The 17,852-nt window shown below is 70.2% G+C and carries 19 protein-coding genes and 5 tRNA genes; 6 read left to right on the top strand and 18 right to left on the bottom strand.

Annotated elements, in window-relative coordinates; all coding sequences use genetic code 11:
* Positions 1–136: 136 nt before the first annotated feature.
* Positions 137–928 carry a bifunctional hydroxymethylpyrimidine kinase/phosphomethylpyrimidine kinase gene (thiD, locus tag VIU94_RS16270; protein WP_331912072.1) on the bottom strand — a complete coding sequence of 264 codons (792 nt, stop codon included), beginning with the start codon at positions 926–928 and terminating at the stop codon, positions 137–139.
* 5 nt (positions 929–933) lie between these two features.
* Positions 934–1,896, bottom strand: coding sequence for a thiamine-phosphate kinase (locus VIU94_RS16265; RefSeq protein WP_331912070.1), 963 nt, complete (start codon positions 1,894–1,896; stop codon positions 934–936).
* 236 nt (positions 1,897–2,132) lie between these two features.
* Here VIU94_RS16265 and VIU94_RS16260 point away from each other — a divergent pair, with 236 nt between their 5' ends.
* Positions 2,133–2,366, top strand: a complete 234-nt coding sequence (locus VIU94_RS16260) for an Lrp/AsnC family transcriptional regulator (RefSeq protein WP_318102882.1) — start codon at positions 2,133–2,135, stop codon at positions 2,364–2,366.
* A 23-nt stretch (positions 2,367–2,389) separates the two neighbouring features.
* Entirely contained in the window at positions 2,390–2,860 is a 471-nt protein-coding gene (locus VIU94_RS16255; RefSeq protein ID WP_331912074.1) for a DUF3515 domain-containing protein, read from the top strand.
* A gap of 12 nt (positions 2,861–2,872) precedes the next feature.
* Here the strand turns inward: VIU94_RS16255 and VIU94_RS16250 are convergent, their stop codons facing one another.
* The 3 genes from VIU94_RS16250 to VIU94_RS16240 form a co-directional block, all read right to left on the bottom strand.
* The gene (locus VIU94_RS16250; RefSeq protein WP_331912068.1) at positions 2,873–4,012 is read right to left on the bottom strand and encodes a D-alanine--D-alanine ligase family protein; all 1,140 of its coding nucleotides are present in this window, start codon (positions 4,010–4,012) and stop codon (positions 2,873–2,875) included.
* A gap of 85 nt (positions 4,013–4,097) precedes the next feature.
* On the bottom strand, positions 4,098–5,108 hold the full coding sequence (locus VIU94_RS16245; protein ID WP_331912066.1) for an NAD(P)H-dependent glycerol-3-phosphate dehydrogenase: 1,011 nt from the start codon (positions 5,106–5,108) through the stop codon (positions 4,098–4,100).
* On the bottom strand, positions 5,105–5,857 hold the full coding sequence (locus VIU94_RS16240; RefSeq protein ID WP_331912064.1) for a lysophospholipid acyltransferase family protein: 753 nt from the start codon (positions 5,855–5,857) through the stop codon (positions 5,105–5,107). The genes VIU94_RS16245 and VIU94_RS16240 overlap by 4 nt, the downstream gene beginning before the upstream one ends.
* 137 nt (positions 5,858–5,994) lie before the next feature.
* Here VIU94_RS16240 and cofC point away from each other — a divergent pair, with 137 nt between their 5' ends.
* Entirely contained in the window at positions 5,995–6,642 is a 648-nt protein-coding gene (gene cofC / locus VIU94_RS16235) for a 2-phospho-L-lactate guanylyltransferase (RefSeq protein ID WP_331912062.1), read from the top strand.
* Between the two features lie 10 nt (positions 6,643–6,652).
* Positions 6,653–6,856 carry a hypothetical protein gene (locus VIU94_RS16230; RefSeq protein ID WP_331912060.1) on the top strand — a complete coding sequence of 68 codons (204 nt, stop codon included), beginning with the start codon at positions 6,653–6,655 and terminating at the stop codon, positions 6,854–6,856.
* Between the two features lie 108 nt (positions 6,857–6,964).
* Here the strand turns inward: VIU94_RS16230 and VIU94_RS16225 are convergent, their stop codons facing one another.
* The 4 genes from VIU94_RS16225 to leuC all read right to left on the bottom strand — a co-directional run bounded on the left by VIU94_RS16225 (position 6,965) and on the right by leuC (position 10,133).
* On the bottom strand, positions 6,965–7,633 hold the full coding sequence (locus VIU94_RS16225) for an HU family DNA-binding protein (protein WP_331912058.1): 669 nt from the start codon (positions 7,631–7,633) through the stop codon (positions 6,965–6,967).
* Positions 7,634–7,776: 143 nt separating this feature from the next.
* Entirely contained in the window at positions 7,777–8,004 is a 228-nt protein-coding gene (locus tag VIU94_RS16220; RefSeq protein ID WP_331912056.1) for an SCO5555 family protein, read from the bottom strand.
* 104 nt (positions 8,005–8,108) lie between these two features.
* The gene (gene leuD / locus VIU94_RS16215) at positions 8,109–8,702 is read right to left on the bottom strand and encodes a 3-isopropylmalate dehydratase small subunit (protein ID WP_331912054.1); all 594 of its coding nucleotides are present in this window, start codon (positions 8,700–8,702) and stop codon (positions 8,109–8,111) included.
* Between the two features lie 6 nt (positions 8,703–8,708).
* On the bottom strand, positions 8,709–10,133 hold the full coding sequence (leuC, locus tag VIU94_RS16210) for a 3-isopropylmalate dehydratase large subunit (RefSeq protein WP_331912052.1): 1,425 nt from the start codon (positions 10,131–10,133) through the stop codon (positions 8,709–8,711).
* A gap of 141 nt (positions 10,134–10,274) precedes the next feature.
* Between leuC and ndgR the strand changes: the two genes are divergently transcribed.
* Positions 10,275–10,991 carry an IclR family transcriptional regulator NdgR gene (ndgR, locus tag VIU94_RS16205; protein WP_015036427.1) on the top strand — a complete coding sequence of 239 codons (717 nt, stop codon included), beginning with the start codon at positions 10,275–10,277 and terminating at the stop codon, positions 10,989–10,991.
* A 142-nt stretch (positions 10,992–11,133) separates the two neighbouring features.
* Here ndgR and VIU94_RS16200 read toward each other — a convergent pair.
* The 9 genes from VIU94_RS16200 to VIU94_RS16160 form a co-directional block, all read right to left on the bottom strand.
* Positions 11,134–11,206: transfer RNA gene (locus tag VIU94_RS16200), tRNA-Glu, on the bottom strand.
* Between the two features lie 21 nt (positions 11,207–11,227).
* Positions 11,228–11,299: transfer RNA gene (locus tag VIU94_RS16195), tRNA-Gln, on the bottom strand.
* Positions 11,300–11,315: 16 nt separating this feature from the next.
* A tRNA-Glu gene (locus tag VIU94_RS16190) sits at positions 11,316–11,388 on the bottom strand.
* 61 nt (positions 11,389–11,449) lie between these two features.
* Positions 11,450–11,522, bottom strand: a tRNA-Glu gene (locus tag VIU94_RS16185).
* Between the two features lie 42 nt (positions 11,523–11,564).
* Positions 11,565–11,636 (bottom strand) — tRNA-Gln (locus tag VIU94_RS16180).
* A 93-nt stretch (positions 11,637–11,729) separates the two neighbouring features.
* Complete coding sequence (locus VIU94_RS16175) at positions 11,730–12,452, bottom strand: HAD family hydrolase (RefSeq protein ID WP_331912050.1); 723 nt, start codon at positions 12,450–12,452, stop codon at positions 11,730–11,732.
* A gap of 98 nt (positions 12,453–12,550) precedes the next feature.
* Entirely contained in the window at positions 12,551–14,026 is a 1,476-nt protein-coding gene (gltX, locus tag VIU94_RS16170; RefSeq protein WP_331912048.1) for a glutamate--tRNA ligase, read from the bottom strand.
* Positions 14,019–14,795 (bottom strand): fumarylacetoacetate hydrolase family protein, encoded by a 777-nt coding sequence (locus tag VIU94_RS16165; RefSeq protein WP_331912046.1) that lies wholly within the window; start codon positions 14,793–14,795, stop codon positions 14,019–14,021. Before VIU94_RS16165 ends, gltX begins: the two co-directional genes overlap by 8 nt.
* 78 nt (positions 14,796–14,873) lie before the next feature.
* Positions 14,874–15,059, bottom strand: a complete 186-nt coding sequence (locus VIU94_RS16160; protein ID WP_331912044.1) for a hypothetical protein — start codon at positions 15,057–15,059, stop codon at positions 14,874–14,876.
* A 549-nt stretch (positions 15,060–15,608) separates the two neighbouring features.
* Here VIU94_RS16160 and VIU94_RS16155 point away from each other — a divergent pair.
* Positions 15,609–17,852 (top strand): sensor histidine kinase (locus VIU94_RS16155; protein WP_331912043.1); only part of this gene is annotated, 2,244 nt, incomplete at its 3' end.

Here is a 17,852-nt window from a genome sequence, read left to right as displayed (position 1 = left end):
GGCAAGGTCTCGCGCTAACGCCGACGTTTCGTCGTAGCGCAGCCCCTGCGGTTGCCTTGAAGGGTCGGTTCACCTCGGTGAACCGGCCCTTTGCCATGTCCGGACGCGAAACCCGGACGCGAAACCCTCCGGCCCGCTAGGCGCGGAAGCGCCAGCCGTGGTCGACCGGCCCGATCCCCGCGCCCAGCGCGAACCCGGCGGCGATCGCCCCGGTCACGTACGCCTTGGCCTCCCGCACCGCCTCGACCACCGGCAGGCCCTTCGCCAGGCCGGCGGCGACCGCCGAGGCGAGGGTGCAGCCGGTGCCGTGGGTGTGCCGGTTGTCGTGCCGGGGCGCGCGCAGCCAGTGCTCCTCGTCGCCGTCGGTGAGCAGGTCGACGGCCTGCGCGTCGCCGGGCAGGTGCCCGCCCTTGATCAGCGCCCAGCGCGGCCCGTACTCCAGGACGGCCGCCGCGGCCCGCCGCAGATCGTCCTCGTGCTCCACGACCACGCCCGTGAGCTGCGCCACCTCGTCGAGGTTGGGCGTGGCGACAGTGGCGACCGGCAGCAGCTTGGTGCGCACCGAGTCGAGCGCCGAGGCGGCGAGCAGGGCATCTCCGTGCTTGGAGACGCCCACCGGGTCGACGACGACGGGCGCGGCGACGTCGGCGAGAAGTTCGGCGACGGTCTCCACCAGCCGCGCCGAGGCGAGCATGCCGGTCTTGACGGCCTGGACGCCGATGTCGTCGACGACGGCCCTGTACTGGGCCCGTACCGCCTCCTCGGGCAGCTCCCAGGCGCCTTGGACGCCCCGGGAGTTCTGCGCGGTGACGGCGGTGATCACGCTCATGCCGTGGGCGCCGAGGGCGAGCATGGTCTTGAGGTCGGCCTGGATGCCGGCGCCGCCGCCGGAGTCGGATCCGGCGACGGTCAGGACGAGCGGCGGCACGGGGTTCACTCGGTCTCGCCGAAGTGGTCCCAGCCGCCCTTGGTGTGCCAGGGCGCGCCGTCGACGGTGACCTGCGGCAGGGCGGAGGGGTTGAGGACCTCGCCGATGACCTTCCAGCGGGCGGGGAGCTTCACGTCCGGCGGGAAGGTGGCGACGATCGCGTGGTCCTCGCCGCCGGTGAGCACCCACTGCAGCGGGTCGACGCCGACGGCCTGGCCGATGTCGTGCATCTGGGTGGGGATGTCGATGAGCCCGGAGCGCAGGTCGATGCGGACCTTGCTGGCCTCGGCGATGTGGCCGAGGTCGGCGATCAGGCCGTCGCTGACGTCGCACATGGCGGTCGCGCCGAGCCCGGCGGCGGCGGGGCCGGCGTGGTACGGCGGTTCGGGCCGGCGGTGGGCCTCGACGAAGGCGCGCGGGGAGCGGAAGCCGCGGGAGAGCACCGCGTAGCCGGCGGCGGACCAGCCGAGCCAGCCGGTGTACGCGACGACGTCGCCGGGCTGGGCGCCGCCCCGGGTGACCGGTTCGTGGTTGCGCAGGTCGCCGAGGGCCGTGATGGCGACGGTGATGGTGTCGCCGCGGACGACGTCGCCGCCGACGACGGCCGCGCCGGCCACCTGGCACTCGTCCCGCAGCCCGTCCATGAGCTCGACCGGCCAGGTCACCGGCAGTTCGGCGGGGACGACGAGCCCGAGCAGCAGTGCCGTCGGCACGGCGCCCATCGCCGCGATGTCGGCGAGGTTCTGCGCGGCCGCCTTGCGGCCCACGTCGTACGCCGTCGACCAGTCGCGGCGGAAGTGACGTCCTTCGAGCAGGATGTCCGTGCTGGCCACCACGCGCCGGTCGGGCGCGGAGACGACCGCGGCGTCGTCACCGGGGCCGATCCGTACCGCCGGGGTGGCGGTGAGCCGGGAGGTGAGCTCCTTGATGAGCCCGAACTCCCCCAACTCGCCGACTGTGCCCTTCACCGCGTATCACCTCGTGTCGTCGTGCCCGTGTCCGCCCGGCCTGCGTTGCGGTCGCGAGCCGTCACTGCCGTGGGTACGGTCGAGTAGACCGTCAACTTCTGTCTTGCGTACGCCACCCCGCGGGCCGCTCCCGGCGCGGGGGTCTCCCCGCGGCGCGCGGCGACGCGGTACCGTGGCGAACCTTTGCATCGGGTTCTCTTCCCCGCAACGATCGTCGTGGCCGTCCTGGAGGTTCCGTGGTACAGGCGTACATCCTCATCCAGACCGAGGTGGGCAAGGCGTCGCTGGTCGCCGCCGCCATCTCCGAGATCCCGGGGGTGATCCAGGCCGAGGACGTGACGGGTCCGTACGACGTGATCGTCCGCGCTCAGGCGGACACGGTCGACGAGCTCGGCCGGATGGTGGTGGCCAAGGTCCAGCAGGTGGAGGGGATCACCCGCACCCTGACCTGTCCGATCGTGCATCTCTAGCCCCCGTCTACCCTTGGCCGGTGATGACTTCCCACCGGCCCTTCGGCCTGCCCGTCGCCGCGGCGCTGCTGCTGGCCGTCGCGGGCTGTTCCTCCACGGGCCCGACGGTGTCGGTCCCGGTTCCCCGTCCGCCGGCCGCGGAGGCCGCCTTCTGCCGTGCGCTGCACGAGGAGCTTCCGCGGAGCCTGTCGGGGTTCGACCGGAACGATGCGGAACCGGAATCGGATCTGACCGCTGCATGGGGGGACGGGGCGATCGTACTGCGCTGCGGGGTCCCGCGGCCCGAAAAGATGACCGATCCCCAGGCGGACGCCGTCGAGGTGAACGGGGTGAACTGGATGCTGGAGGTCCGGGACTCCGGAGCGCCCCGCTTCACCTCGACGTACCGCAAGGCGTACATCGAGGTGACGCTGGACGAGCGGTTCATGCATGACTCGGGCCCGCTGATCGGCCTGGCGGAGCCGGTCCTCGAGACCGTGCCGGAGAGCCTCTGACCGCTCCGGCGGCTAGCGCAGGCCCGTGGAGCGGGTCAGCGCGGCCTGGATGAGCCGGTCGACGAGCTCCGGGTAGGAGACGCCGCTCTCCTGCCACATGCGCGGGTACATGGAGATCGGCGTGAAGCCCGGCATGGTGTTGATCTCGTTGATGACGAACTCGCCGTCCTCGGTGAGGAAGAAGTCGGCGCGGACCAGGCCCTCGCAGGAGACGGCCTCGTACGCGGCGACGGCGAGGCGCTGGATCTCGGCGGTGGCCTCGTCGCCGATCGGCGCGGGGACGATGCCGGAGGCCGAGTCGATGTACTTGGCCTCGAAGTCGTAGAAGTCGTGGTCGGTGACCGGCGGGATCTCGGCGGGCACGCTGGCGCGCGGGCCGTCCTCGAACTCCAGGACGCCGCACTCGATCTCGCGGCCGCGCAGCAGCGCCTCGACGATGATCTTCGGGTCGTGCCGGCGGGCCTCCTCGATCGCCTCGTCGAGGCCGGAGAGGTCGTCGACCTTGGTGATGCCCATGGAGGAGCCGCCGCGGGCCGGCTTCACGAAGAGCGGCCAGCCGTGGTCGGCGGCGAACTCGACGATCTTCTTGCGGGCGGCCGCGGGGTTCTGCTCCCACTCCCGCGGGCGGATGACCTCGTACGGGCCGACCGGCAGCCCGAAGGAGGTGAACACCCGCTTCATGTACTCCTTGTCCTGGCCGACGGCGGAGGCGAGCACGCCCGCGCCGACGTAGGGGACGCCGGAGAGCTCCAGGAGCCCCTGCAGGGTGCCGTCCTCGCCGTACGGGCCGTGCAGCATCGGGAAGACGACGTCGACCTCGCCCAGGGCCCTGGGCACGTTGCCGGGCTCGGTGAGCACGACCTCGCGGCTGGCCGGGTCGACGGACAGGACGACGGCGCCCTGCTCGGACTCGGCGAGGTCGGCGACGTTCGGCAGCGCGCGGTCGGCGATGGCCATCCGCTCGGGGGCGTCGGCGGTCAGCGCCCAGCGCCCGTCGGTGGTGATGCCGATGGGCAGCACGTCGTACTTGTCCCGGTCGATGGCGCTCAGGACGGCGCCGGCGGTGACGACGGAGATGGCGTGCTCCGAGCTGCGTCCGCCGAAGACGACGGCCACGCGCGGCTTGCGGGGGCTCTGGGTGTTCTCGCTCATATCGCGATGAGCGTACCTTGCGCCTCCGATGAGGCCGAGGACCCTCCCGGAACCCCCACAAGCCCGCACACGATCAGCGGTGCGGTCAGCGGCGCTCGGCCTTCGCGCTGCGGGACATGAGCTCCTTCAGCGCGACGATCGGCGGCTTTCCCTCGTGGACGATCGACACGACCGTCTCGGTGATGGGCATGTCGACGCCGTGGCGGCGGCCCAGATCGAGCACGGACTCGCAGGACTTGACGCCCTCGGCGGTCTGCTTGGTGGCCGCGATGGTCTCCTGCACGGTCATCCCGCGGCCCAGGTTGGTGCCGAAGGTGTTGTTGCGGGAGAGCGGCGAGGAGCAGGTGGCCACCAGGTCGCCGAGCCCGGCGAGGCCGGAGAAGGTGAGCGGGTCGGCGCCCATGGCGAGGCCGAGGCGGGTGGTCTCGGCGAGGCCGCGGGTGATCAGCGTGGCCTTGGAGTTGTCGCCGAGGCCCATGCCGTCGGCGATGCCGACGGCGAGGCCAATGACGTTCTTGACCGCGCCGCCGAGTTCGCAGCCGACGACGTCGGTGTTGGTGTACGGGCGGAAGTACGGGGTCATGCAGGCGGCCTGGAGCCGTTCGGCGACCGACTCGTCGGCGCAGGCGACGACGGCGGCGGCGGGCTGCCGGGCGGCGATCTCCTTGGCCAGGTTGGGGCCGGTGAGGACGGCCACGCGCTCGGCGGGGACGTCGGCGACCTCCATGATGACCTCGCTCATGCGCTCGGCGGTGCCGAGTTCGACGCCCTTCATCAGGGAGACGAGGACGGTGTCCGGGGCGAGCGCGGGCGCCCAGGCGGCGAGGTTCCCGCGCAGGGTCTGCGAGGGGACGGCGAGGACGGTGAAGTCGGCGTCGCGGGCGGCCTCGGCGGGGTCGACAGTGGCCCGCAGGTTCGCCGGGAGTTCGACGCCCGGAAGGTAGTCCGGGTTGGTGTGGGTGGTGTTGATCGCGTCGACGAGTTCGGCGCGACGGCCCCAGAGGACCACCTGACAGCCGGCGTCGGCGAGGACCATGCCGAAGGCCGTGCCCCACGATCCCGTGCCGAAGACAGCCGCCTTGACGGGACGAGTCACTTGCTTCCCTCTCCTGCGGCCTTGCGCCGCTGTTCGAGCCGGGCCTGGCGGTGGTCGTACGGCCGCTGGGGCGCCTTCTCGCCGCGGACGTCCTCGAGCTGCTCGGTGATCGCGGCCATGATGACCTCGGTCGCCTCGCGCAGGACGTCGGGCGTGGGCTCCAGGCCGTAGAAGCGGGAGAGGTCGACCGGCGGCCCGGCCTGCACGATCAGCGTCTTGCGGGGGAACAGGTTGAACTTGTTCTCCGTGGCGTACGGCGGCATCGCGAGGTTGGCGCCCCACTGGGCGACCGGGATCACCGGGGCCTTGGTGATCAGCGCGACGCGGGCGGCGCCCGTCTTGCCGGCCATCGGCCACATGTCGGGGTCGCGGGTGAGCGTGCCCTCGGGGTAGAAGGCGACGCATTCGCCGCCCTCGATGGCGTCGACGGCGGCGCGGAAGGCGTCCAGCGCGTTCGTGGTCTCGCGGTAGACGGGGATCTGTCCGGTGTTGCGGAGCATCATGCCGACGAACGAGCCCTTGAAGAGGGCGGCTTTGGCGAGGAGGCGCGGGACCCGGCCGGTGTTGTACTGGTAATGCGCGTACGAGAGCGGGTCCAGATACGAGTTGTGGTTCACCGCGGTGATGAAGCCGCCGTCGGCCGGGATGTGTTCCGTTCCGCGCCAGTCCCGCTTGAACAGAACCACCAGCGGCGGTTTCACAATGACCGCCGCCAGGCGGTACCAGAAGCCGATTCTGCGGCGGGACACTCGTGCACCTTCCTCTGGGACTGGCTTGCAGGGGGTCAAGTGTCGCCCCATGCTCCTGGTCTGTCGAGAACACGGTACGCCCCGCCCCGAAGCCCGGCCCTCCGGGTCGCCGCGCGGCCGCGACACAATGGGCCGCGATGAACACCGATCCGGACGGCGGCTGGTCGCTGGTCATACCCCTGAAGCCCCTTGCGCTGGCGAAGAGCAGGCTCGCCGCGGCGGCGGGCGAGCGGCTGCGGCCCCGCCTGGCGCTGGCGTTCGCCGAGGACACGGTGGCGGCGGCGCTGACGTGCCCGCGGGTGCGGGATGTGGTGCTCGTCACGGACGACCCGCTGGCCTCGAAGGCGCTGGCTGCACTGGGGGCGCGGATCGTGCCGGACTCCCCCGCCGCCGGGCTCAACGCGGCGCTGGCGCACGGGGCGCGCGAGGTGCGGGCGAGGCGGCCGGGGGCGCGGGTGGCGACGCTGAACGCGGATCTCCCGGCGCTGCGGCCGGCCGAGCTGGACCGGGTGCTCGCGGCGGCCGAACAATTCCCTCGGGCATTTCTCGCGGACGCCGCCGATATCGGTACGACTTTCCTTTCGGCCGATTCGGGGTTCGAATTGCGCCCCGCTTTCGGGGGTGCGTCGCGCCGCCGGCATTTGTCGACGGGGGCGGTCGAAATCCGGCTCGCGGGGGTCGATTCGGTCCGCCGGGACGTGGACACCGGCGACGATCTGGCGGCGGCGCTGGCCTTGGGTGTCGGCCGGCGGACGGCCGCCCGCTGGGCGCCGGCGAACGGCTAGGCTGCGGCCCATGCAGGCGACCGCGTACACGTACGACTCCGAGACCCACAGCGGCAGTGTGCTGCTCGACGACGGCACCCCGGTGGAGTTCGACGCCGCGGCCTTCGACGCGGGCGGCCTGCGGCTGCTGCGCCCGGGGCAGCGGGTGCGGATCGAGACCGAGGGCGCGGGCGCGGGCCTGCGGATCACACTGGTGACGCTGCAGACGTTCTAGCCGTTCCGACCTTCGCGTACGCCGCCTGACCTCCGGATACGCCGCGGGCCGGGCTCCCCAGGGGGGAGCCCGGCCCGGCGCGTGAGTGGCCCTGGGACCTTGTGCCGCTTACTTCTTGCGGGCGGCGGTGGTCTTCTTCGCGGTGGTCTTGCGCGCCGTCGTCTTCTTGGCCGGCGCCTTCTTCGCCGTGGCCTTCTTCGCCGGCGCGGTCTTGGTGGCGGTCGCCTTCTTGGCCGTGGCGGCCTTCTTGGCGGGGGCCGCCTTCTTGGCCGTGGCGGCCTTCTTGGCGGCCGCTGTGGTCTTCTTCGCCGCCGCGGTCGTCTTCTTGGCGGCGGTGGTCTTCTTCGCCACCGTCTTCTTGGCGACGGTCTTCTTCGCGGCGGCCTTCTTGGCCGTGGTGGCCTTCTTCGCCGCGGCCTTCTTCACGGTGGCGGAAGCGCCGCCGGTCAGGCTGCCCTTGGGGGCCTTCTTGACGGCGACCTCGCCACCCCTGGGGAGCTTCTTCGAGCCGCTGACCAGGTCCTTGAAGCCCTGACCCGCGCGGAAGCGGGGAACCGAGGTCTTCTTGACCCGCACCCGCTCACCCGTCTGCGGGTTGCGGGCGTAGCGGGCGGGACGGTCGACCTTCTCGAACGAGCCGAAGCCGGTGACCGAGACCCGGTCCCCGCCGACCACGGCGCGCACGATGGCGTCGAGCACGTGGTCGACGGCATCGGCGGCCTGCTGGCGACCGCCCATCTTGTCGGCAATCGCTTCTACGAGCTGCGCCTTGTTCACGTCTTCCCCTTCGGAGACATTGCCAGAACGAAAGTGTTCAAGCTTTTTCGCACGTTAGGCATGTATATACCGCAAATCAAACACGAAACGGTCTAATCACCCTAGTGCCGCAACGGTGTGCAGATGTTGCGGAGTTCCGGTGGTCAGTCGCCTTCAGGGAATCGGCCCTCGTCGAGGTCCTTCATCAACCGGTCCAGACGCGCTGCCGCGTCCGCGAGATCGTGCTTCGCCGCGGCCGTGACGACCAGCAGCTTCCGGGACAGCGCCATCCTTACGCCCTCCGGGACTTGCAGTTCGCGCACTTTCGTGTGCGCTTCCTTCAATCGGGCGGCGACTGCCTCGTAGAGCGCGAGTTGGCTGTCACCTTCCATGCACCGATTGTGCCATCTAGGGCGAGTTGTCGCCCGACGGGGGCTCAACATGCCACTGCGCCCCCCACCCGGAGGTGGAGGGCGCAGTGATGGAAAACCGCTGCTCAGACCGTAATTGTACGGGGCTTGAAGGCCGGTCGACCGGCCTCGTAGGCGGCGATGTCGGCTTCGTTCTGAAGGGTGAGGCTGATGTCGTCCAGCCCGTTCAGCAGACGCCAGCGGGCGTTCTCGTCCAGCTCGAAGTCGGCGTCGATCCCGGCCGCCAGGACCTTGCGCTGCTCCAGGTCGACGGTGATCTCGGCGGTCGGGTCGGCCTCGGTCAGCTCCCAGAGCGCGTCCACGGTCTCCTGCGGCAGGACGACCGTCAGCAGGCCGTTCTTCAGCGAGTTGCCGCGGAAGATGTCGGCGAAGCGGGACGAGATCACGGTCTGGAAGCCGTAGTTCTGCAGGGCCCAGACGGCGTGCTCACGGGAGGAGCCGGTGCCGAAGTCGGGGCCGGCCACCAGGACCGTCGCGCCCTGGCGCTCGGGGCGGTTGAGGACGAACTCGGAGTCCTTGCGCCAGGCCTCGAACAGGCCGTCCTCGAAGCCGTCGCGGGTGACCTTCTTCAGCCAGTGGGCCGGGATGATCTGGTCGGTGTCGACGTTGCTGCGGCGCAGCGGGACGGCCCGGCCGGTGTGCGTGGTGAAAGCTTCCATGGTTCCTCAGACCCCCGCGGTGGTGGCGACGTCGGACAGATCGGCCGGGGAGGCCAGGTGGCCCAGTACGGCGGTGGCGGCGGCGACCTGGGGCGAGACCAGGTGGGTCCGGCCGCCCTTGCCCTGCCGGCCCTCGAAGTTGCGGTTGGAGGTGGACGCGGAGCGCTCGCCGGGAGCCAGTTGGTCGGGGTTCATGCCCAGACACATCGAGCAGCCCGCGTGTCGCCACTCGGCGCCGGCCTCCTTGAAGACCTTGTCCAGGCCCTCCTCGACGGCCTGCAGGGCGACCCGCACCGAGCCGGGGACGACCAGCATGCGGACGCCGTCGGCGACCTTGCGGCCCTCCAGCAGGGCGGCCGCGTTGCGCAGGTCCTCGATGCGGCCGTTGGTGCAGGAACCTACGAAGACGGTGTCGACCTCGATGTCCCGCAGCGGCTGCCCGGCGGTCAACCCCATGTACTCCAGGGCCTTTTCGGCGGCCAAGCGCTCCGAAGCGTCTTCGTACGAAGCCGGGTCGGGGACGTTCGCCGAAAGCGGCGCGCCCTGGCCGGGGTTGGTGCCCCAGGTGACGAACGGCGCCAGCTCGGCGGCCTCGATGACGACCTCGGCGTCGAAGACGGCGTCCTCGTCGCTCTTCAGGGTCTTCCAGTACGCGACGGCGGCGTCCCAGTCCTCGCCCTCGGGGGCGTGGGCGCGGCCCTTCAGGTACGCGAAGGTGGTCTCGTCGGGGGCGATCATGCCCGCGCGGGCGCCGGCCTCGATCGACATGTTGCAGATGGTCATCCGGGCCTCCATCGAGAGCTTCTCGATGGCGGAACCGCGGTACTCCAGGATGTAGCCCTGGCCGCCGCCGGTGCCGATCTTGGTGATGATCGCCAGGATCAGGTCCTTGGCGGTGACGTCCTCGGGCAGCTCGCCGTCGACGGTGATCGCCATGGTCTTCGGGCGGGCCAGCGGCAGCGTCTGGGTGGCCAGCACGTGCTCGACCTGGCTGGTGCCGATGCCGAAGGCCAGCGCGCCGAAGGCGCCGTGCGTGGAGGTGTGCGAGTCGCCGCAGACCACGGTGGTGCCCGGCTGGGTCAGGCCCAGCTGCGGTCCCACGACGTGGACGACGCCCTGCTCGACGTCGCCCAGCGGGTGCAGCCGGACGCCGAACTCGGCGCAGTTCTTCCGCAGGGTCTCCAACTGGGCGCGGGAGACCGGGTCGGCGATCGGCTTGTCGATGTCGAGGGTCGGGGTGTTGTGGTCCTCGGTGGCGATGGTGAGGTCGAGGCGCCGGACCTGCCGGCCGTTCTGCCGGAGACCGTCGAAGGCCTGCGGGCTGGTCACCTCGTGCAGCAGGTGCAGATCGATGAAGAGGAGGTCGGGCTCGCCCTCGGCGCGCCGGACGACGTGGTCGTCCCAGACCTTCTCCGCGAGTGTCCTACCCATCGCTTTCCCTCCGGCCGACGTATACGCCGGCACAACTAGAGACCCGTGTTCGCGGGCCGTTGTGCGGCCGCATCACCAGGGTCGCAAGATCCCGGGAAAATTGAACTTGCGTTTCACAGAGTGAGACGCGAATATCGTTTCATGGACAACTCTAGCGGCGTGGGCGTTCTCGACAAGGCAGCCCTTGTCCTGAGCGCCCTGGAGTCCGGTCCGGCCACCCTCGCAGGTCTGGTCGCGGCGACGGGACTCGCACGACCCACGGCACACCGACTGGCCGTGGCTTTGGAACACCACCGGATGGTGGCCCGTGACATGCAGGGCCGGTTCATCCTCGGACCGCGGCTGGCGGAGCTCGCCGCCGCGGCCGGCGAGGACCGTCTGCTCGCCACGGCCGGGCCGGTGCTGACGCATCTGCGCGACGTCACCGGCGAGAGCGCGCAGCTCTACCGGCGCCAGGGCGACATGCGCATCTGCGTCGCGGCGGCCGAGCGACTGTCCGGCCTTCGGGACACCGTCCCGGTCGGCTCGACGCTGACCATGAAGGCCGGCTCCTCGGCACAGATCCTGATGGCCTGGGAGGAGCCCGAGCGGCTGCACCGCGGCCTCCAGGGGGCCCGCTTCACGGCGACGGCCCTGTCGGGCGTACGGCGCCGCGGCTGGGCCCAGTCGATCGGCGAGCGCGAGCCGGGCGTCGCGTCCGTCTCGGCGCCCGTGCGGGGCCCCTCGAACCGTGTGGTGGCCGCCGTCTCGGTCTCCGGACCGATCGAGCGCCTCACCCGCCACCCGGGCCGCATGCACGCCCAGGCGGTCATCGACGCGGCCGCCCGCCTCTCCGAGGCTCTGCGCCGCACCGGCTGACCCTGTTCAGTTCTTTCCTGTTCGTTCCCGGCCCACCGCTTCAACGCCGCAGCGGTGGGCCGGAGTTGTGTACGGAGTCGGGTACGGAGTCGTCCACAACGCGAGGAAGCCCTCCCCCGAAGGGAAGGGCTTCCTCGATGCGTACCCCCGACCGGATTCGAACCGGCGCTACCGCCTTGAGAGGGCGGCGTGCTAGGCCGCTACACAACGGGGGCTTTGCGGATAAGCTCCGCGAGCTGGCCTACCAGGACTCGAACCTAGAATGACGGTACCAGAAACCGTAGTGTTGCCAATTACACCATAGGCCATGGTGGTGTGAACCAGTACCCCCGACCGGATTCGAACCGGCGCTACCGCCTTGAGAGGGCGGCGTGCTAGGCCGCTACACAACGGGGGCCCTAGCGATCCTGCATCAGGTTCATCGGGTGCGACCCAGATGATCCCGCGGGAAGGATCTGTACCCCCGACCGGATTCGAACCGGCGCTACTGCCTTGAGAGGGCAGCGTGCTAGGCCGCTACACAACGGGGGCTTTGCGGATGAGATCCGCGTACATGCAGATGAGCTCTGCGAGCTGGCCTACCAGGACTCGAACCTAGACTAACTGAACCAGAATCAGTCGTGCTGCCAATTACACCATAGGCCACCAAAACTCGATCCCCGCCGTGGGGGATCTTGTTCGGGTTGTGCTTCGGGGGGTTCTGCCTTTCGGCTTGCTCCCCTCGGCGCAGGAAGAACATTACCCGAAGGTCTCCGGCGCTCCAAAACGGGTATCCCCGCGCAGGAGTCCGGGGAGCTGGTGAAGGTCGGTGATACGGGTCAGCTCGGGCCGCCCGCCGGCGTCGGCGCGGTCCAGCCAGATGCCGGTGAGCCCCGCCTCGGCCGCCCCGCGGGCGTCGATGTCCGGTTGGTCGCCGACGTACGCGACGTCCTCCGGGGGCAGCCCCAGGGCCGCACAGGCTGCGTGGAAGGCCTCGGGGGCGGGCTTGGCGACCCCCAACTCCACGGCGCACAGGACGGCCTCGAACCGGTCCCGTACGCCGAGGACGCGGAGCTTGTGGTCCTGGTTGCGGATGCTGGAGTTCGACAGGACGGCGTGACGGTAATCACCGGCGAGCAGGTCGAGCACGGGGAGGGTGTCGGGGAACAGCTCCCAGGCGGCCTCGTAGTACGCCACGTACCGCTCGAACCACTCGTCGGCCCCGGCCGCGGTCGTCCCCGGCTCCCCCAGGAAGTCCCGCACCCGATCGCGCCGCGTCTCCAGAAAGTCCACCCCGCCGGCCTCGAAGCGCCGCCAGTGCAAGGTCGTGAGCTCCTGCCAACGACGAAGGGCCTGGTCGACGGAGTCGAATCCGCCCATCAGGCCCTCGGCCGTGAGGTGAGCGCGCATGCCGGCCAGATCGGCTGTGGCGTAGTCGAAGAGGGTGTCATCGATGTCCCAGACGATCGCTTGGATGGCCATACGACGACCGTACCCGGCCACCGGCTGGGGGTTCGGGGGTTCACGCGATGAGGGGCGTCGGCCGCATGGCCGACGCCCCTCTTCGCGTACCGGAACCCTTACGCGGCCAGCTTCGCCAGCGTCGCGTCGATGCGGGCGAGGGTCTTCTCCTTGCCCAGGATCTCCAGGGACTCGAAGAGCGGGAGACCGACCGTGCGGCCGGTGACGGCTACGCGGACCGGGGCCTGGGCCTTGCCGAGCTTGAGGCCGTGCTCCTCGCCGGCGGCCAGGACCGCGCTCTTGAGGGACTCCGGGTCGTTCCAGTCCGCGGCCTCCAGCGTGGCGCGGGCGGTGCGCAGGAGGGCGTCGGAGCCCTCCTTCATGGCCTTCTGCCAAGACGCCTCGTCCTCGACCGGCTCGCTGCGGAACAGGAAGTCGACGTTGGCCGTGATGTCCGACAGGACGGTCAGGCGGGTCTGGGCGTACGGGGCGATCCGCTCCCAGGCGGCCCGGTCGAAGTCCTCGGGGGCCCAGTTGGCGTGCGGGGCCTGCAGCCAGGGCTCGCAGGCCTCGGCGAAGGCCTTCACGTCCATCATGCGGATGTGGTCGGCGTTGATCGACTCGGCCTTCTTGAGGTCGAAGCGCGCCGGGTTGGCGTTGACGTCGGCGAGGTCGAACTTCTCGACCATCTGCTCGACGGTGAAGATGTCCTGGTCCGCCGAGAACGACCAGCCCAGGAGGGAGAGGTAGTTCAGCAGGCCCTCGCGCAGGAAGCCGCGCTCCCGGTAGAGGTTGAGGGAGGCCTGCGGGTCGCGCTTGGAGAGCTTCTTGTTGCCCTCGCCCATCACGTACGGCAGGTGGCCGAAGGCCGGGATCTCCTTGGCGACGCCGAGCTCGATCAGCGCCTTGTAGAGCGCGATCTGCCGCGGGGTGGAGGAGAGCAGGTCCTCGCCGCGCAGGACGTGGGTGATCTCCATCAGCGCGTCGTCGACCGGGTTGACCAGGGTGTACAGCGGGGCGCCGTTGGCGCGCACGATGCCGTAGTCCGGGACGTTGTCCGGGGTGAAGGTCATCTCGCCGCGGACCAGGTCGGTGAAGGTGATCGGCTCGTCGGGCATCTTGAAGCGGACGATCGACTCACGGTCCTCGGCGCGGTACCGCTCGATGCGCTCGGCGCTCAGGTTGCGGCAGGTGCCGTCGTAGCCGGAGGGCTTGCCGGCCAGGCGGGCCGCGTCGCGACGGGCTTCCAGCTCCACGGCGGTGCAGAAGCAGTGGTAGGCGTACCCGCCGTCGAGCAGCTTCTCCGCGACGTCCCGGTAGATGTCCATCCGCTGCGACTGGCGGTACGGGGCGTGCGGGCCGCCGATCTCCGGGCCCTCGTCCCAGTCGAGGCCGAGCCAGCGCAGCGAGTCGAGCAGCTGGTTGTACGACTCCTCGGAGTCGCGGGCCGCGTCGGTGTCCTCGATGCGGAAGACCATGGTGCCCTGGTTGTGCCGGGCCCAGGCCCAGTTGAACAGGGCGGTGCGGACCAGGCCCACGTGGGGGTTGCCGGTCGGCGAGGGACAGAAACGGACGCGGATGTTCGCGTTAGCCACGCTTGATCACCTTGTTGGTGAGAGTGCCGATGCCTTGAATGGTGACGGCGACCTCGTCGCCGACGTTGAGGGGGCCGACCCCGGCGGGGGTGCCGGTGAGGATGACGTCTCCGGGGAGCAGCGTCATGGCCTCGGTGATGTGGACGACCAGGTCCTCGATGGAGCGGATCATGTCGCTCGTACGACCCAGCTGGCGTTGCTCGCCGTTGACCGTGCACTGGATGGTGACGTCGGCGGGGTCGAGGTCGGTCTCCACCCAGGGGCCCAGCGGGCAGGAGGTGTCGAAGCCCTTGGCGCGGGCCCACTGCTTCTCCCGCTTCTGGACGTCGCGGGCGGTGACGTCGTTGGCGCAGGTGTAGCCGAAGACGACGTCCTTCACGCGCTCGCGCGGCACCTCCCGGCACATCCGGCCGATGACCACGGCCAGTTCGGCCTCGTAGTGCAGTTCGTCGGAGAAGGAGGGGTACTCGATGGCGTCACCGGAGCCGATCACCGAGGTGGTCGGCTTGAAGAAGGTGAGCGGGGCCTCGGGGACCTCGTTGCCGAGTTCGGCGGCGTGCTCCGCGTAGTTGCGGCCGACGGCCACGACCTTGTTGGGGAGCACGGGGGGCAGCAGCCGTACCTTGCTGAGCGGCACCTTGGTCCCGCTGAGCTCGAAGTCGGTGTACGGGATGCCCTTGATGATGTCGAGGACGAGGCCGTCCGGGCCTTCGCCCTCGACGGCGCCGAAGGCGACATTGCCGTCGATGGAGAATCTGGCGATGCGCACGCGTGCTGTCGCCCCTCACTGGTGCTGGCTGGAGTCTGACGCTCCAGGCTAACGCGGCAAGGGGGACGGCCTGCCGTATTACCCGGCGGCGACGGGCTCCGGGGCGTCCATCAGGATGGTGCGGCGCGGGTTGGCGGTCTGGGTCGGGAGCTCGACGGCGTGCTCGGGCTGCGCGCCCCGCTCCAGCTGCTCGGCGTCCGCCAGGTGCATCAGCGTGGTGCGGCGGGGGTTGGCGGTGGGGCGCAGGAGCATCGTCGTCTTCATCGCGGGTGTCAGACCTCTACAGAGCGGCGTCGTTTGTAAAGCGTCAGGCTAAACACTTGATCCCCTTCGAATACATGGAATACGCAACGATCTACGTGTGAGTTTGCTCACCACTGGTGGGAAAATTCCGACATTGCGGGCCGTCATTCAAGGTCGCAGAAACGGACATTGCGTACGTGAATGCGTTATTCCGCTCCTGATCATGGCGACTGGGACACTCGACCACTGTCGCCGTTTGGTAGAGAAAAGTCCGGTTTCTCCGCGATCATCTTCTACTGCGCGTGACGCAATGTTCACGCGTTGTCATGAGCTTCGCCACCCATGGCACGGCTCTTGTTGGAGATCCGGCACTGTGCTGGAATTCCACGCACCGCCGCGGGTTCGCAGACCGGCGCGCAGGGGGCGCAGAACAGCGCCGAGCGAGCGGCGGGGAGGGGGAACTGCGCCGGTCAACGACGACCACCATGGGGTGCAGCTCTGCACCCCACGACGCCGACACCGTCCATTCCGTTCACGCGGGGGACGCCTGGTCCAGAGGTTGCGACGCTAGTGCAGGGACGATTCAAGAGGGATGGCAGCAGCGCGGCGGAACAGGAGCCGCGCGGCGGGACCGACCGTGGCTCCTCGCCCCAGCACACTCCGAACCCGGGTCAGGGTGCGGCCGGCGAGGGCGGTGACCCCGCGAAGCGCGGCACGACCGCCGGCGCCGGTGCGACCGAGCCCAAGGCCAAGGCCGATCCGAAGCCCAAGGGGCCTTCGGACACCGGCTCGCGAATAGCCCTGCGCAACTGGCGCATCTCGACGCGTCTGGTCTCCCTGCTCGCCCTGCCCGTGGTCGCCGCCACCACCCTGGGCGGGATTCGTATCAACGAATCCCTCCAGGACATGGAGGCGCTGGAGCACATGCAGCTGCTGACCAAGATGACCAAGGAGGCCACGGACCTCGCCGAGGCCCTCCAGGCCGAGCGCGACCTCTCCGCCGGCCCGCTCTCGCACGGCACCTCCCCCAACGAGTTCAAGGTCTCCGACCCGCGCAAGAAGACCGACCGCGCCCGCAAGGCCTTCCTCGACGCGACCAGCGACATCGGCGACACGATGGGCGACGACGCGCTGGAGAGCATCCGCTCCAACGCCAACTCCATCGCCCAGCAGGTCGTCGGGCTGGAGAGCCTGCGCCAGAGCGCGTACAGGAGCAACGAGCCGACCTCGCAGACGGTCGAGGGCTACAGCCGGATCATCGACTCGCTGCTCAGCCTCTCCCAGGACATGGCGCAGGCGACCAGCAACCCCGAGATGATCAAGCGGACGCGTGCCCTGGCCGCGTTCTCGCAGGCCAAGGAGTACGCCTCCATCCAGCAGGCGATCATCGCCGCCGCGCTGCCCGCGACCGGCCAGCAGACCGGCCAGCTCGACCGGCAGGACCGCCTGTACGCCGAGGCCGCCCGGAACTCCGAGAAGGCCGCCCTCGACCGCTTCCAGAGGATCTACGAGTCCACCGGCGGCAACGCCGCCGAGCTCACCGAGACCCTGAAGACCGGCAACCCGTCGATCGTGGCCGCGGGCACGTACGCCGAGCGTGTGCTCAGCACCGACAACGGCCTGTCGGCCTCGGCGAACAAGCGCGGCTACCTGGACTTCACCGACGAGTACGGCACCAAGATCGAGGCCATGAGCCGGATCGAGGCCGACCTGCTCAACAAGATGGAGACCAAGGCCCGTGAGCTGAAGCAGGAGTCGCAGCGCGACGCGATCATCAACGGTGCGCTGATCCTGCTTGTCCTCGGCGTCTCCCTCGTCGGCGCCTTCGTCGTGGCCCGCTCCATGATCCGCTCGCTGCGCCGGCTCCAGGACACCGCGACCAAGGTCGCCCAGGAACGCCTGCCCGAGCTGGTCAAGCAGCTCTCCGAGACCGACCCGCAGGACGTCGACACCTCCGTCGAGTCCGTCGGCGTGCACTCCCGGGACGAGATCGGCCAGGTGGCCGCGGCCTTCGACGACGTGCACCGCGAGGCGGTCCGCCTCGCCGCCGAGCAGGCCCTTCTGCGGGGCAACGTCAACGCGATGTTCACCAACCTCTCGCGCCGCTCGCAGGGCCTCATCCAGCGTCAGCTCTCGCTCATCTCCGAGCTGGAGTCCCGCGAGGCCGACCCGGACCAGCTCTCCTCGCTCTTCAAGCTCGACCACCTCGCGACCCGTATGCGCCGGAACGGCGAGAACCTCCTCGTCCTCGCCGGCGAGGAGCCGGGCCGCCGCTGGACCCGCCCGGTCCCGCTGGTCGACGTCCTGCGCGCCGCCGCGTCCGAGGTGGAGCAGTACGAGCGCATCGAGCTGGCGGCGGTCCCCGCGACCGAGGTCGCCGGCCGCGTCGTCAACGACCTCGTGCACCTGCTCGCCGAGCTTCTCGAGAACGCCACCTCGTTCTCCTCGCCGCAGACCAAGGTCCGCGTCACCGGTCACGCGCTGCCCGACGGCCGCGTCCTGGTCGAGATCCACGACACCGGCATCGGCCTCTCCCCCGAGGACCTCGCCGCGATCAACGAGCGGCTCGCGTCGCCGCCCACCGTGGACGTCTCGGTCTCCCGCCGCATGGGTCTGTTCGTGGTCGGCCGCCTGTCCCTGCGACACGGCATCCGGATCCAGCTGCGCCCGTCCGACTCGGGCGGCACCACCGCGCTCGTCATGCTCCCCGTGGACGTCGCCCAGGGCGGCCGGAAGCCCGCGCCCAAGCAGGGCGGCGGCCAGGGCCAGGTCCCGCAGGGCTCCGGCGCCCCGGGCGGCCGGCTCACCGGCGGT

The sequence above is a fragment of the Streptomyces sp. genome (assembly GCF_036566765.1).
Classification (GTDB): domain Bacteria; phylum Actinomycetota; class Actinomycetes; order Streptomycetales; family Streptomycetaceae; genus Streptomyces.
Note: the sequence above shows the minus strand (reverse complement) of the source record. Positions and strands in the feature narration are given on the sequence as shown.

Coding starts and splice junctions, on each gene's coding strand:
- VIU94_RS16255 (WP_331912074.1), top strand. CDS start 2,390: ATGACTTCCCACCGGCCCTTCGGCCTGCCCGTCGCCGCGGCGCTGCTG.
- VIU94_RS16250 (WP_331912068.1), bottom strand. CDS start 4,012: ATGAGCGAGAACACCCAGAGCCCCCGCAAGCCGCGCGTGGCCGTCGTC.
- cofC (WP_331912062.1), top strand. CDS start 5,995: ATGAACACCGATCCGGACGGCGGCTGGTCGCTGGTCATACCCCTGAAG.
- VIU94_RS16230 (WP_331912060.1), top strand. CDS start 6,653: ATGCAGGCGACCGCGTACACGTACGACTCCGAGACCCACAGCGGCAGT.
- VIU94_RS16220 (WP_331912056.1), bottom strand. CDS start 8,004: ATGGAAGGTGACAGCCAACTCGCGCTCTACGAGGCAGTCGCCGCCCGA.
- leuD (WP_331912054.1), bottom strand. CDS start 8,702: ATGGAAGCTTTCACCACGCACACCGGCCGGGCCGTCCCGCTGCGCCGC.
- leuC (WP_331912052.1), bottom strand. CDS start 10,133: ATGGGTAGGACACTCGCGGAGAAGGTCTGGGACGACCACGTCGTCCGG.
- ndgR (WP_015036427.1), top strand. CDS start 10,275: ATGGACAACTCTAGCGGCGTGGGCGTTCTCGACAAGGCAGCCCTTGTC.
- VIU94_RS16175 (WP_331912050.1), bottom strand. CDS start 12,452: ATGGCCATCCAAGCGATCGTCTGGGACATCGATGACACCCTCTTCGAC.
- VIU94_RS16160 (WP_331912044.1), bottom strand. CDS start 15,059: ATGAAGACGACGATGCTCCTGCGCCCCACCGCCAACCCCCGCCGCACC.